At 68.4% G+C, this 14,515-nt stretch carries 9 protein-coding genes; all 9 read left to right on the top strand.

Annotation, left to right across the window (positions count from 1 at the left end; all coding sequences use genetic code 11):
• Positions 1-9 precede the first annotated feature (9 nt).
• The 9 genes from nusG (at position 10) to ACNI14_RS06060 (ending at position 14,329) form a co-directional block, all read left to right on the top strand.
• Positions 10-873 (top strand): transcription termination/antitermination protein NusG, encoded by an 864-nt coding sequence (nusG, locus tag ACNI14_RS06100; RefSeq protein WP_420519068.1) that lies wholly within the window; start codon positions 10-12, stop codon positions 871-873.
• Between the two features lie 62 nt (positions 874-935).
• Positions 936-1,367, top strand: coding sequence for a 50S ribosomal protein L11 (gene rplK, locus ACNI14_RS06095; RefSeq protein ID WP_420519067.1), 432 nt, complete (start codon positions 936-938; stop codon positions 1,365-1,367).
• Between the two features lie 61 nt (positions 1,368-1,428).
• Complete coding sequence (rplA, locus tag ACNI14_RS06090; protein WP_420519066.1) at positions 1,429-2,127, top strand: 50S ribosomal protein L1; 699 nt, start codon at positions 1,429-1,431, stop codon at positions 2,125-2,127.
• Positions 2,128-2,375: 248 nt separating this feature from the next.
• Complete coding sequence (locus ACNI14_RS06085; protein WP_420519065.1) at positions 2,376-3,206, top strand: glycosyltransferase; 831 nt, start codon at positions 2,376-2,378, stop codon at positions 3,204-3,206.
• A 309-nt stretch (positions 3,207-3,515) separates the two neighbouring features.
• Complete coding sequence (gene rplJ, locus ACNI14_RS06080) at positions 3,516-4,037, top strand: 50S ribosomal protein L10 (protein ID WP_420519064.1); 522 nt, start codon at positions 3,516-3,518, stop codon at positions 4,035-4,037.
• A 60-nt stretch (positions 4,038-4,097) separates the two neighbouring features.
• On the top strand, positions 4,098-4,484 hold the full coding sequence (gene rplL / locus ACNI14_RS06075; protein ID WP_420519063.1) for a 50S ribosomal protein L7/L12: 387 nt from the start codon (positions 4,098-4,100) through the stop codon (positions 4,482-4,484).
• Between the two features lie 120 nt (positions 4,485-4,604).
• Positions 4,605-6,710: an acyltransferase family protein gene (locus ACNI14_RS06070; protein ID WP_420519062.1), complete on the top strand. Its 2,106-nt coding sequence runs from the start codon at positions 4,605-4,607 to the stop codon at positions 6,708-6,710.
• Positions 6,711-6,958: 248 nt separating this feature from the next.
• A complete protein-coding gene (gene rpoB, locus ACNI14_RS06065; RefSeq protein WP_420519061.1) occupies positions 6,959-10,438 on the top strand; it encodes a DNA-directed RNA polymerase subunit beta in 3,480 nt (1,159 codons plus the stop codon).
• Between the two features lie 15 nt (positions 10,439-10,453).
• A complete protein-coding gene (locus tag ACNI14_RS06060) occupies positions 10,454-14,329 on the top strand; it encodes a DNA-directed RNA polymerase subunit beta' (RefSeq protein WP_420519060.1) in 3,876 nt (1,291 codons plus the stop codon).
• The last annotated feature ends 186 nt before the right edge of the window (positions 14,330-14,515 follow it).

Genomic DNA, 14,515 nt, shown 5'->3' with positions numbered 1-14,515 from the left:
TGGTGACTGGTGAGTGACGACAAGCTCGACTCCGCCGGCGACAAGCTCGACGAGCTCGTGGCCGACATCGCGGAGGCGACCGACCGCGCCCAGGCGGCGGCCGACGAGCCCGCTGAGGAGTCCACCCCCGCGGTGGACGAGGCGGCTCTTTCGGACGCCCCGGCCGATGCGGTGGTCGAGGGCGACGACGACACCGTCCCCGACGAGGCTCCGGTCGAGGATGCCGCCGAGGAGGAAGCGGTCGACGTCGTTCCCGACGAGCCCGTCGAAGCCGTGGTCGACCCCGGTGAGGAGTTCCGCGCCGAGCTGCGCATGCAGGACGGCGACTGGTTCGTGGTGCACAGCTACTCGGGACACGAGAAGCGCGTGAAGCAGGCCATCGAGCACCGCCGCGAGAGCCTCCACATGGAGGACAACATCTTCCAGGTCGAGGTCCCCATGGAGGACGTCGCCGAGATCAAGGGCGGACAGCGCAAGCTCGTCAACCGTGTGCGCATGCCCGGCTACGTGCTGGTGCGCATGCACCTCACCGACGAGTCCTGGGGAACCGTCCGCAACACCCCCGGCGTCACCGGCTTCGTCGGCCACGCTCACCAGCCCGTCCCGCTCACGCTCGACGAGGTCTACGGCATGCTCGCCCCGGCGGAGCAGGCAGTGGCCACGACGGACGAGGGCGCTGAGTCTCAGCCCAAGCAGGTTGAGGTCGACTTCTCTGTCGGCGAGTCGATCACCGTCATCGACGGCCCGTTCGCGACTCTGCCCGGCACCATCTCCGAGATCAGCGTGGATTCCCAGAAGCTCCACGTCCTCGTTTCCATCTTCGGCCGGGAGACCCCGGTCGAGCTGGCGTTCAACCAGGTCACCAAGATCTAGTCGCACGTCAGCAAGCCAAGCGGCATGGGCCGCGACGAATCACAGAAGGACCCGAATCCATCATGGCAGCACCGAAGAAGAAGGTCGCTGGTCTGATCAAGCTCCAGATCCAGGCCGGCGCCGCCAATCCCGCGCCGCCCGTGGGCCCCGCCCTCGGACAGCACGGCGTCAACATCATGGAGTTCTGCAAGGCCTACAACGCGGCCACTGAGTCGCAGCGCGGCAATGTGGTGCCCGTGGAGATCACGGTCTACGAAGACCGTTCCTTCACGTTCATCACGAAGACCCCGCCGGCCGCAGAGCTCATCAAGAAGGCCGCTGGCATCGCCAAGGGCTCCGGAGTTCCGCACACCGAGAAGGTCGGCTCGCTGACCGATGCTCAGGTGCGCGAGATCGCCGAGCAGAAGATGGCCGACCTCAACGCCAATGACATCGACGCCGCCACGAAGATCATCGCTGGCACCGCGCGTTCGATGGGCATCACCGTCAACTAGCACCACCCAGTGGGAGGGGGCGCGCTGCCCCGCACCACGACTGCACAGGAAAGAGAAGCAGATGTCCAAGCGCTCCAAGGCTTACCGCGACGCAGCACAGCTCGTCGACCGCAGCCAGCTTTACAGCCCCATCGAGGCCGTGCGCCTCGCCCAGAAGACGTCCTCGAAGAACACCGACTCGACCATCGACGTGGTGTTCAAGCTCGGCGTCGACCCGCGTCACGCGGACCAGTCGGTCCGCTCGACCGTCATCCTGCCCCACGGCACCGGCAAGACCGCTCGGGTCCTGGTCTTCGCGAACGGTGACAAGGCAGAGGCGGCCCGCGAGGCGGGCGCCGACATCGTCGGTGGCGACGAGCTCATCGAAGAGGTCATGGGCGGCCGTCAGGACTTCGACGCCGTCGTCGCCACCCCGGACCTCATGGGCAAGGTCGGTCGTCTCGGCCGCGTGCTCGGTCCGCGTGGGCTCATGCCGAACCCCAAGACCGGCACGGTGACCATGGATGTCACCAAGGCCGTGTCTGACATCAAGGGCGGAAAGATCGAGTTCCGCGTCGACAAGCACGCCAACCTCCACACGGTGATCGGCAAGGCCTCGTTCGGCGACGACAAGCTGCTCGAGAACTACCAGGCGGTGCTCGACGAGGTCCAGCGCGCCAAGCCGTCGGCCTCGAAGGGTCGCTACATCATCAAGGCGGCGATCTCCTCGACGCAGGGGCCGGGCATCCCGGTCGACGCCGCCGCGAAGATCGAGAAGTAGCGCCGGCACTCCACAGACCGCACTCGGACTGCGCCCGGCGATCCCGGGCGGCATGTACGAGAGCGCGTGCTGCGCAGCGGCCCCAACAGGGCAGGCGCGCAGCACCGGGCCCGGCTCCTCACCCCCCCTGAGGAGTCGGGCCTTCTCGTATGTCCGGGTGCTTTCGGCCGATGCGGTCGCCGGCTTCGCGCGCATTGGTACCTTGTGGCCAGGCTCGCCATTCGCAGGACCCACGCCCAGGAGGAACCGTGCGCCATGAGACACCTGTGCACGACCTGACCGTCGGATACTCGACGCTGCCGCACCGCGTGAGCGCCATCGAGCCAGCGGACTGGTGGGATCGCGCCGATGTCGTGGTGGTGGTGCAGACCGGAGAGCAGGCGCCGGCCCAGGCCGCCACGCTGGCGGCCGAGCGCGCTCGTCTCGAACGAGCCGGCGCCCGCACCGTCGCCCTGGAGTCGATGGGCGTGGCGCGCAGCCGCAACGAGGTGCTGCGCCAGGCCCGCACGCGCTACGTGCTGTTCAGCGACGACGACGTCCAGGTCGACTGGGACGGCGTGCGCGGGATGGTCGCCACCATGGCGGATCAGGGGCTGGCCTTGGGGCTGGGGCGAGCGGTCGGCGCCGACGGCGCGCTGCGCAAGCGCTACCCGGAGCGGGAGCAGCCGCTCACGCTGTTCAACTCGGCCAAGGCCGCGACGTACGAGATGATCGTCGACGTCGAGCGCACCCGCGAGCGTGAGGTGTGGTTCGACGAGGGCTACGGCGCGGGCGCCACCAACTATCTGGGCGACGAGTACATCTTCATCGCCGACCTCCTGCGCGCCGGCCTGTCCGCCCACGCGATTCCAGAGGTGGTCGCCGCCCATCCGGTGGAGAGCTCGGGGTCGCGGTGGGGCACTGGCGAGGATCTCGACGCACGGGCCGCCGTGCTGGATCGCGTCTTCGGTCGCCGGGCCGTGGCGGTGAAGCTGGCGTTCGCCGCGCGTCACCGCTCCCGGCTCGGAGGCGTCGGCGCGAGCCTGAGGTTCGTGCGGTCCACTCCCCGCACGCGCGCGCGGCGCCGCGCGACGGGGTGACAGCGAAGGGGCCCTTGAGCGCGCATCGGCCGCCTGTTGGCGTCGCCCGCCGCGTGAGGTAGTCTTGTGGAGCCCAAGACCGCCGGTTGTCGGCCCTGGTTCGCCAGGAACGACCCAAGCTCCGCGTCAGCGGAGTCCAGCGCAGGTGAGACGAACACGCAGGTGCGTGCATCGACGGGCGGCCAACTGGCCGCCTTTCGCATGTGAGCCCCATGCGTGCGAGCCCCGCCTGTGGCGGGGCTCTTCTGCTGTCCGGGGTGGGCCGTCTCCGCAAGGAGGCGCCGACGGTCACACTATGGAAGGACAACTATGGCGACGCCAGACAAGGTGGCGGCAGTCGAGGAGATCGCGAACCGTTTCCGCGATTCCAACGCTGTCGTGATCACCGAGTACCGCGGCCTGTCGGTCCCGCAGCTCGCCGAGCTGCGCCGCACGCTCAGCGGTGCCGCGACCTACCGTGTCGCGAAGAACACTCTGACGGCGCTCGCGGCCAAGGATGCCGGTGTCGAGGGTCTGGATGACCTCTTCGTCGGTCCCACGGCCATTGCATTCGTCACCGGTGACCCGGTGGAGGCTGCAAAGGGCCTGAAGGAGTTCAGCAAGAAGAACGACTCCCTCGTCATCAAGGGCGGCGTGCTTGACGGCAACGTCCTGACGGCCGAGGAGATCGGCAAGCTCGCAGACCTCGAGTCCCGCGAGGTCCTGCTCGCCAAGGCAGCGGGCGCCATGAAGGCGACGCTCTTCGGCGCGGCATACCTGTTCCAGGCACCGATCGCTCAGGCGGCGCGTGCTGTCGACGCCCTGCGTGCCAAGCAGGAAGACGCGGCGTAAAGCCGCGTTCCCCCACCAGTAGACCCCTGCTCACGCAGACCCAACAGTTAGGAAGACACCATGGCTAAGCTCTCCACCGAGGAGCTCATCGAGCAGTTCAAGGAGCTCTCGCTCATCGAGCTGTCCGAGTTCGTGAAGGCGTTCGAGGAGACCTTCGACGTCACCGCCGCGGCCCCCGTTGCCGCTGCCGCCCCGGCCGCCGCCGGCGGCGAGGCCGCCGAGGCCGCCGAGGAGCAGACCGAGTTCGACGTCATCCTCGCCGCCGTCGGCGACAAGAAGATCCAGGTCATCAAGGAGGTGCGCGCGCTCACGTCGCTCGGCCTCGGCGAGGCCAAGGCTGTCGTGGACGAGGCCCCCAAGGCCGTCCTCGAGGGCGTCAAGAAGGAAGACGCGGAGAAGGCGAAGGAGCAGCTCGAGGCTGCCGGCGCCACGGTCGAGCTCAAGTAGCACGACCTCCCGTCACGCGAGGCCGGGTCGCCCTTCGGGGCGGCCCGGCCTTTTGCGTGTCACCCGCCGACGCGGCGAATCGGGCGATTCGTCACGTTGGTGCGTGTGACAATGATCGGCGTGCCCCGATCTGACAGCGCGGCCGCGAAGCCTCAGGCGCCGCCCCTCGCAGGGCCGGAGCGTGCGCCCGCCGACCGGTTCTGCCCCGACCTGCAGGCGCTGCGCGCCCTCGCGGTGGGGCTGGTGGTGCTCTATCACCTGTGGCCGGATCGGCTGACGGGCGGCTACGTCGGCGTCGACGTGTTCTTCGTCATCAGCGGCTTCCTCATCACCGCTCACCTGTGGCGGGAGGCGGCCGTCACGGGCCGAATCCGGCTCGCGCACTTCTGGGCGCGGCGTGCGCGACGGCTGCTGCCCCCGGCGCTGCTGGTGCTGGCGGTGACCGCAGCCGGCACCATCTGGCTGGTGCCGCGGTCAGCGCTCGAGGGCAACCTGCGGGAGGTGCTCGCCTCCACCTTCTACGTCGAGAACTGGTACCTGTCCGCGCAATCCGTGGACTACCTCGGCGCGGGACAGGCGGCGTCGGCCGTGCAGCACTACTGGACCCTCTCGGTCGAAGAGCAGTTCTACGTGATCCTGCCGCTGCTGATGATCGCCGCGCTGGCGGTGGCCGCCCGGCTGCGCGTCTCTCGACGCCGGGTGGTCGTCGCGGGCGTCGGCGCCGCCGTCGCGGCCTCGTTCGTGTACGGGCTGTTTCTCTCCGCGGCCTCTCCTGCGGCGTACTTCTCGACGTTCACGCGCCTGTGGGAGTTCGGCCTCGGGGCCCTGGTGGCGCTCGTGCTGCCGCGCGTGCGCGGGCACGCGTGGATGGCGTTCCTGGGTGTCGCAATGATCGTGGCGGCCGCCGTGACCTTCGACGCTTCCACCCCCTTCCCCGGCTATCACGCGCTGCTGCCGGTCGTGGGGACGGCGTTGGTGATCGTCGCGGGGGCCGGCACCGCGGTCGCGCGCGTGGGGGAGTGGCCGCCGGTGTCGCACCTGGGGCGCACGTCCTACTCGATCTACCTGTGGCACTGGCCGCTCATCGTTCTCGTCCCCCTGGCCACCGCAAGCCCGCTTGACGCGTGGACCAAGGTAGCGATCGGTGCGGCCACGATCGCGCTGGCCTCCGTGTCGACGGTGTGGGTGGAGGAGCCGGTGAGATTCTCCCCGAAGCTCCTTGCCGGGAGAGCGCCGCGAGTCGTGGCCGCGTGGTCCATCGCCGGCATGGCAGCCGTCGCCGCCATCGCCGGGGTCGGCCTCGCCCTCGCGGACGCGGACGCCGATCGCGATCGCAAGGCGGCCGCGGAGGCGGGCGCGGCCCTCGCCCGCGAGGAGGTGGACTGCGCAGGCGCCGCAGCGCTCGCCGCTCCGGACCGGTGCGACGAGGACGGCCTGGACGCCTTCGTGCCCGCCCTCGCGGACCTCGAGGAGGACGACGCCAACCGGCCGGAGTGCTGGACCGGTCTCACCGGCAGCGAGTTCTCCCAATGCGCCATCGGCAGCCCCACTCCTGGAGGCCTGCGCATCCTCGTGCTCGGCGACTCGCATTCGAATGCGCTCATCTCGACCTACGAGCGCCTCGCGGAGTCGGTGGGATGGCAGTTCGATCTCGCCGGCCGCGCCGGCTGCTACCTCACGACCCGGGGCCTCGGGAGGGTCGGCACCGACTTCCGTGACGGCTGCGAGTCGTGGCGCGAGCAGGCGCTCGCGGCGGCCGCCGGCGCGAGTGACTACGACGCCGTGCTGGTCACCCGCCGCCAGCCGCCCGACCTGCCCGAGGGCCTGCGAGAGGCCGAGATCGAGGGCATGGCGGAGGCGTGGCGGGCAGTGGCGCCGGGGGTGCCGGTGCTGGCGCTCGTGGACAACCCGCGCATCGGCCCCGACTTCGTCGCGTGCCTGGAACGCGTCGGCCCCGCCGGCGCGGACGAGTGCGCGGTGCCCCGGGACACGGCGGTGTACTCCGACCTGGCGCGCGACGCGGCCGAACGCGTCGCGCACGCCACGGCGCTCGACCTCACCGACCACTACTGCACGGAGAGCGAGTGCGCGGCGGTGGCCGGCGGCATCGTGGTCTATCGACCGGATGGGCACCACGTGGGTGCGACGTACGCGCGGACGCTCGCACCGGCGCTCCACGACCAGATCACCGCGGCGCTGAGTGCCGAGGAGCAGCCGGAGAGCTGACGGTCGCGGCCCGGGCCGGCCGTGGACGGTTACGATCGGGTGCGGGCCCGGCGTGTCGTGCGGCCCGCGGGCCTCGGGTGGACTTATTGGGCGGTGCGGGGTAGTCTCTTGATTTGCGCTGTCTATCGCCCTGCCCTCATATGCCTACCCGGCGCGCCTCCGCAGATACGCGGCTTGGCCCCGGGATCCGGTGGAGTAGTGGCTGAGGACTCGCGACACGCACGCTATCAAGAGGGAAGGACCCGCCCTTGGCTGCCTCGCGCACCCCTTCGGCAACTGCCATCGCCAACCGTTCCGCATCACCGCGAATCTCCTTCGCGCAGATCTCCGAGCCGATCGAGGTCCCCAACCTCCTCGGCATTCAGACCGAGAGCTTTGACTGGCTCGTCGGCAACGCGACCTGGCAGGGACGCGTGGAGACTGCGAAGAGCGAGGGACGCGACGACGTCCCCGAGATCGCGGGACTGCAGGAGATCTTCGAGGAGATCTCCCCCATCGAGGACTTCGGCCAGACGATGTCGCTGAGCTTCTCGGACCCGTACTTCGAGGAGCCGCGTCACACTCCTGAGGAGTGCAAGGAGAAGGACTTCACGTACGCCGCGCAGCTGTTCGTGACGGCCGAGTTCATGAACAACACGACCGGCGAGATCAAGTCGCAGACCGTGTTCATGGGCGACTTCCCGCTCATGACCCCCAAGGGCACTTTCATCGTGAACGGCACCGAGCGCGTGGTCGTGTCGCAGCTGGTGCGCTCTCCCGGCGTGTACTTCGAGCGCACCGCGGACAAGACGTCTGACAAGGACATCTACACCGCGAAGGTGATCCCGTCGCGTGGGGCGTGGCTCGAGTTCGAGATCGACAAGCGCGACGCCGTGGGCGTCCGCGTCGACCGCAAGCGCAAGCAGCCCGTCACGCTCTTCCTCAAGGCGCTCGGCATGACCGACGAGGCCATCGCGGACGAGTTCAAGGACTACCCCGCGATCCTCGAGACCCTCGAGAAGGACACCGTCCACTCTCAGGAGGACGCGCTCGTCGACCTGTACCGCAAGCTGCGACCGGGCGAGCCGCCCACGGTCGAGGCGGGGCAGAACCTGCTCGACAACTTCTACTTCAACCCCAAGCGCTACGACCTCGCGAAGGTCGGCCGCTTCAAGCTGAACAAGAAGCTCAAGGTCGGCAAGCCGCTGGGCGAGTCCACGCTCACGCTCGATGACATCGTCGCGACCGTGAAGTACATCGCCGCGGCGCACTCGGGGCAGCAGTCGTTCCCCGGCGCCTCCGCTGAGGTCGAGGTCGAGACCGACGACATCGACCACTTCGGCAACCGCCGCATCCGCGCCGTGGGCGAGCTCGTGCAGAACCAGATCCGTACCGGGCTGTCCCGCATGGAGCGCGTGGTGCGCGAGCGCATGACGACTCAGGACGTCGAGGCGATCACGCCGCAGACCCTGATCAACACGCGTCCCGTCGTCGCGGCGATCCGCGAGTTCTTCGGCACGTCGCAGCTGTCCCAGTTCATGGACCAGAACAACCCGCTGGCCGGCCTCACCAACAAGCGTCGCCTCTCGGCGCTCGGCCCCGGCGGTCTGTCGCGCGACCGCGCCGGCATGGAGGTCCGTGACGTCCACCCGTCGCACTACGGACGCATGTGTCCCATCGAGACCCCTGAAGGCCCGAACATCGGCCTGATCGGCGCGCTCGCGACCTACGGCCGCGTGAACCCGCTCGGCTTCGTCGAGACCCCGTACCGCAAGGTGCTCAAGGGCAAGGTCACCGACAAGGTCGACTACCTGACCGCAGACGACGAGGACCGCTACGTGATCGCGCAGGCGAACGCGAAGCTCAGCGACGACAACTCGTTCGCCGAGGAGCGCGTGCTCGTCCGCTCGAAGGGTGGCGAGGTCGAGTTCGTGCCGCGCGACGCCGTGGACTACATGGACGTCTCCCCGCGCCAGATGGTGTCGGTGGCGACCGCCCTGATCCCGTTCCTCGAGCACGACGACGCCAACCGCGCCCTGATGGGCGCCAACATGCAGCGCCAGGCGGTCCCGCTGGTGCGTGCGGAGTCGCCTCTGGTCGGCACCGGCATGGAGCGCCGTGCGGCGATCGACGCCGGCGACGTGGTCGTGGCGACCAAGCCCGGCGTGGTCACCGAGGTGAGCGCTGGCCTGGTCACGGTCGCGAACGACGACGGCACCACGGGTTCCTACCGGATCGCCAAGTTCGAGCGCTCCAACCAGGGCACGAGCTACAACCAGCGCGTGCTCGTCAGCGAGGGCGATGTGCTGGTCGATGGCTCGGTCATCGCCGACGGTCCGTCGACGGACAACGGCGAGCTCGCGCTTGGCCGCAACCTGCTCGTGGCATTCATGTCGTGGGAGGGCCACAACTACGAGGACGCGATCATCCTGTCGCAGCGCCTGGTGGAGGACGACGTCCTGTCCTCGATTCACATCGAGGAGCACGAGGTCGACGCCCGCGACACCAAGCTGGGCCCCGAGGAGATCACTCGCGACATCCCGAACGCCTCCGAGGAGGTGCTCGCCGACCTCGACGAGCGCGGCATCATCCGCATCGGTGCCGAGGTCCGCGCTGGTGACGTGCTGGTCGGCAAGGTCACGCCCAAGGGCGAGACCGAGCTCACCCCCGAGGAGCGCCTGCTCCGCGCGATCTTCGGCGAGAAGGCGCGCGAGGTGCGCGACACGTCGCTGAAGGTTCCCCACGGCGAGTCCGGCACCGTCATCGGCGTCCGCGTGTTCACCGAGGAGGACGGCGACGACCTTCCTGCAGGGGTCAACGAGCTGGTGCGCGTCTACATCGCGCAGCGCCGCAAGATCCAGGAGGGCGACAAGCTCGCCGGACGCCACGGCAACAAGGGCGTCATCTCCACGATCCTGCCGATCGAGGACATGCCGTTCCTGGAGGACGGCACCCCGGTCGACATCATCCTCAACCCGCTCGGCGTGCCCGGCCGCATGAACGTCGGCCAGGTGCTCGAGACCCACACGGGCTGGGTGGCCAAGCACGGCTGGGACGCGACCGGCTCCGACGAGGAGTGGGCCAAGAACCTGCCCAAGGGCGCTGAGAAGTCCGAGCCTGGCACGCCGGTGGCGACGCCGGTGTTCGACGGTCTCGCCGAGCAGACGCTGCTCCACCTGCGTTCGGTGATCAACCCGAACCAGGACGGCGTCCGGTTGGTCGACGACGACGGCAAGGCGCGACTGTTCGACGGCCGCTCCGGCGAGCCGTTCCCGGAGCCCGTCGCGGTGGGCTACAAGTACATCCTCAAGCTCCACCACCTTGTCGACGACAAGATCCACGCCCGCTCCACGGGTCCGTACTCGATGATCACGCAGCAGCCCCTGGGCGGTAAGGCCCAGTTCGGCGGCCAGCGGTTCGGCGAGATGGAGGTCTGGGCCCTGGAGGCCTATGGCGCCGCCTACGCCCTGCAGGAGCTGCTGACCATCAAGTCTGACGACGTGGTGGGCCGCGTGAAGGTGTACGAGGCCATCGTGAAGGGCCAGAACATCCCGGACCCGGGCCTGCCCGAGTCCTTCAGGGTGCTGATGAAGGAGATGCAGTCGCTGTGCCTGAACGTCGAGGTCCTCAACTCTGAGGGTCACGTCGTCGAGATGCGTGAGTCCGAGGACGACGCATACCAGGCCGCCGAGTCGCTCGGCATCTCCCTCTCCAGCCGCCCGGACGCTTCCAGCGTCGACGAGATTTAAGCAAAGGAAGTGACTGTGCTCGACGTCAATGAGTTCGGCAACCTCCGCATCGGCCTGGCCACGGCGGAGGACATCCGCACGTGGTCCCATGGCGAGGTCAAGAAGCCGGAGACCATCAACTACCGCACCCTGAAGCCGGAGAAGGACGGACTCTTCTGCGAGAAGATCTTCGGCCCGACCCGGGACTGGGAGTGCGGCTGCGGCAAGTACAAGCGCGTCCGCTACCGCGGCATCGTCTGCGAGCGCTGCGGCGTGGAGGTCACCCGATCCCGCGTGCGCCGCGAGCGGATGGGCCACATCGAGCTCGCCGCCCCGGTGACCCACATCTGGTACTTCAAGGGCGTCCCGTCGCGCCTCGGATACCTGCTCGACCTGGCCCCCAAGGACCTGGAGAAGGTCATCTACTTCGCCGCCTACATGGTGACCGAGGTGGACGAGGACGGTCGTCACGAGGACCTGCCCAAGCTCCGCAACGAGATCGAGTCGGAGAAGAAGCAGATCGCGAACCAGCGCGACGTGGACATCAACAACCGCGCCGAGAAGCTGGAGAAGGACCTCGGCGAGCTCGAGGCCGAGGGCGCGAAGGCTGACGCCAAGCGCAAGGTCAAGGACGGCGCAGAGCGCGAGATGGCGAACCTGCGCAAGCGGGCGGATGCCGAGATCGAGCGCCTCGACGCGGTCTTCGACCGGTTCGTGAACCTCAAGGTCCAGGACCTCGAGGGCGACGAGCTCCTCTACCGCGAGCTGTCGCGCCGCTACGGCGTCTACTTCAAGGGCTCGATGGGTGCCGAGGCGATTCAGAAGCGTCTCGAGACCTTCGACCTCGAGAGCGAGGCCGTGCACCTGCGCGACATCATCGCCAACGGCAAGGGGCAGCGGAAGACCCGCGCGCTCAAGCGCCTGAAGGTCGTCAGCGCGTTCCTCACGACCACCAACGCCCCCACGGGCATGGTGCTCGACGCCGTGCCGGTGATCCCGCCGGACCTGCGACCCATGGTGCAGCTGGACGGTGGCCGCTTCGCGACCTCCGACCTGAACGACCTCTACCGTCGCGTGATCAACCGCAACAACCGCCTCAAGCGCCTGCTCGACCTCGGGGCTCCCGAGATCATCGTGAACAACGAGAAGCGCATGCTGCAGGAGGCGGTGGACGCGCTGTTCGACAACGGCCGTCGCGGCCGCCCGGTCACCGGACCGGGCAACCGCCCGCTGAAGTCGATCTCGGACATGCTCAAGGGCAAGCAGGGCCGTTTCCGTCAGAACCTGCTGGGCAAGCGCGTGGACTACTCGGGCCGTTCGGTCATCGTGGTCGGTCCGCAGCTCAAGCTGCACCAGTGCGGACTGCCCAAGCAGATGGCGCTCGAGCTGTTCAAGCCGTTCGTCATGAAGCGTCTCGTCGAGCTCAACCACGCGCAGAACATCAAGTCTGCCAAGCGCATGGTCGAGCGCAGCCGTTCCGAGGTGTGGGACGTGCTCGAAGAGGTCATCACCGAGCACCCCGTGCTGCTGAACCGCGCTCCGACCCTGCACCGACTGGGCATTCAGGCATTCGAGCCTCAGCTGGTGGAGGGCAAGGCCATCCACCTGCACCCGCTCGTCTGCGGCGCGTTCAACGCCGACTTCGACGGTGACCAGATGGCCGTGCACCTGCCGCTGAGCGCCGAGGCGCAGGCGGAGGCACGCGTGCTGATGCTGTCGAGCAACAACATCCTCAAGCCGTCGGACGGCCGCCCGGTGACCATGCCCTCTCAGGACATGATCATCGGTCTGTACCACATGACGCTTCAGAAGGAGGGGGCGAAGGGCGAAGGCCTGGCGTTCTCGTCGACTTCCGAGGCGCGCATGGCGTTCGATGCGGGCCAGCTCGCGCTCAGCGCGGAGATCCGGCTTCGCGTCGACGGCGACACTGTGCCCCCTGCGGGTCACGAACTGGCGTCGGACCAGGTCGCGGGCGTGCCGTTCACGCTCACCACGACCCTGGGGCGTGCACTGTTCAACGAGCTGCTGCCGATCTCCTTCCCGTACGTGAACCGCGATGTCGACAAGAAGGTGCTCGGCAACATCGTCAACGAGCTCGCCGAGCGCTACGAGAAGGTCGAGGTCGCGGCCTCGCTGGATGCGCTGAAGGACGCGGGCTTCCACTGGGCGACTCGTTCGGGCGTGACCATCGGTATCGGTGACGTGGCGACTCCCGCGAACAAGCAGGAGATCCTCGAGCGCTACGAGGCCCAGGCCGTCAAGGTCCAGGTCCAGTACGAGACGGGTCTGATCACCGACGACGAGCGCCGTCAGGAGCTCATCGAGATCTGGACGCAGGCGACCAACGAGGTCGACCGTTCCATGCGTGAGTCGTTCCCCAAGTACAACACCGTGCACACCATGGTGACGTCGGGAGCGCGAGGCAACTGGATGCAGGTGCGCCAGATCGCCGGTATGCGTGGCCTGGTGGCCAACCCGAAGGGCGAGATCATCCCGCGTCCGATCAAGTCGAACTACCGCGAGGGACTGTCCGTCCTCGAGTACTTCATCGCGACGCACGGAGCCCGTAAGGGACTGGCGGACACCGCGCTGCGCACGGCGGACTCGGGTTACCTGACCCGCCGTCTCGTGGACGTGTCTCAGGACGTCATCGTTCGCGAGGGCGACTGCGGCACCGAGCGCGGTCTGACGATGCCGATCGTCGAGCGCACCGTCGACGGTGAGGTGGTCAAGCACGAGCGCGTGGAGACCTCGGTCTTCGCTCGTACGCTCGCCACCGACGTCGCGGACGCCAAGGGCAACGTCATCGGGACGGCGGGCGCCGACATCGGCGACGTGCTGATCGATGCGCTGATCGCGGAGGGCATCGAGGACGTCAAGGTCCGCTCGGTCCTGACGTGCGAATCGGCGGTCGGCACGTGCGCCAAGTGCTACGGCCGCTCGCTCGCGACCCGAGAGCTCGTGGACATCGGCGAGGCCGTCGGCATCGTCGCTGCCCAGTCGATCGGTGAGCCCGGCACCCAGCTGACCATGCGCACGTTCCACACCGGTGGTGTGGCATCCGCGGATGACATCACGCAGGGTCTGCCGCGTGTGCAGGAGCTCTTCGAGGCGCGCACCCCCAAGGGTGAGGCCCCGATCTCCGAGGTGCCCGGCCGTCTCAAGGTCGACGACTCGGAGGCCACCCGCCGCCTGGTCGTCACCCCGGACAACGGCGACGAGCCGTTCGAGTACCCCGTGTCGAAGCGTTCGCGCCTGCTCGTGCAGGACGGCGAGCACGTCGAGGTCGGCCAGCAGCTCGTGGCCGGCGCCGTGGACCCGAAGAGCGTGCTGCGCATCCTCGGCCCTCGCGCCACCCAGAAGCACCTGGTGGACGAGGTCCAGAACGTGTACCGCTCGCAGGGCGTGGAGATCCACGACAAGCACATCGAGGTCATCGTGCGGCAGATGCTGCGGCGCGTCACGGTCCTCGAGGCCGGCGAGGCCCCGCTGCTTCCTGGCGAGCTCGTCGAGCGTGCGCGGTTCGAGAACGCCAACAGGGAGACCGTCACGAGCGGTGGCAAGCCGGCATCGGCTCGCCCCGAGCTGATGGGAATCACCAAGGCGTCGCTCGCGACCGAGTCGTGGCTGTCGGCGGCCTCCTTCCAGGAGACCACGCGCGTCCTCACCGAGGCCGCGATGTCCGGAAAGTCCGACCCCCTGGTCGGCCTCAAGGAGAATGTCATCCTCGGAAAGCTCATCCCCGCTGGTACCGGACTGCAGAATTACGCTACCGCGACGGTCGAGCCCACCGAAGAAGCGAAGTCCAACCTGTTCCCGACCTTCGGATACGAAGAGTGGGATGGTCAGTACTTCAGCGAGGGAACGGGCGAGGCCGTGCGCCTCGAGGAGTTCGACTTCCCTCGCGAGTAGTCCCGTTCGGCCGCGGGGCGCGCCTGCCCCGCTTTGACGACGTCGCGGGTCACGGGTATCGTTGATACTCGTGCCCGCGCCGTCGGGCCCTCACGCGCGCCCTATAGGGGCGTTTTCACCAAATGGTGCGACACGCCCGGGCGCGGGGGTCGGACCCCGCAGGTTTCAGCAACACACGATCAAACG

The sequence above is a fragment of the Demequina pilifera genome (genome assembly GCF_048814985.1).
Classification (GTDB): domain Bacteria; phylum Actinomycetota; class Actinomycetes; order Actinomycetales; family Demequinaceae; genus Demequina.
The sequence above is the reverse complement of the archived record's forward strand: the minus strand, read 5'-3'. Positions and strand labels throughout refer to the sequence as shown.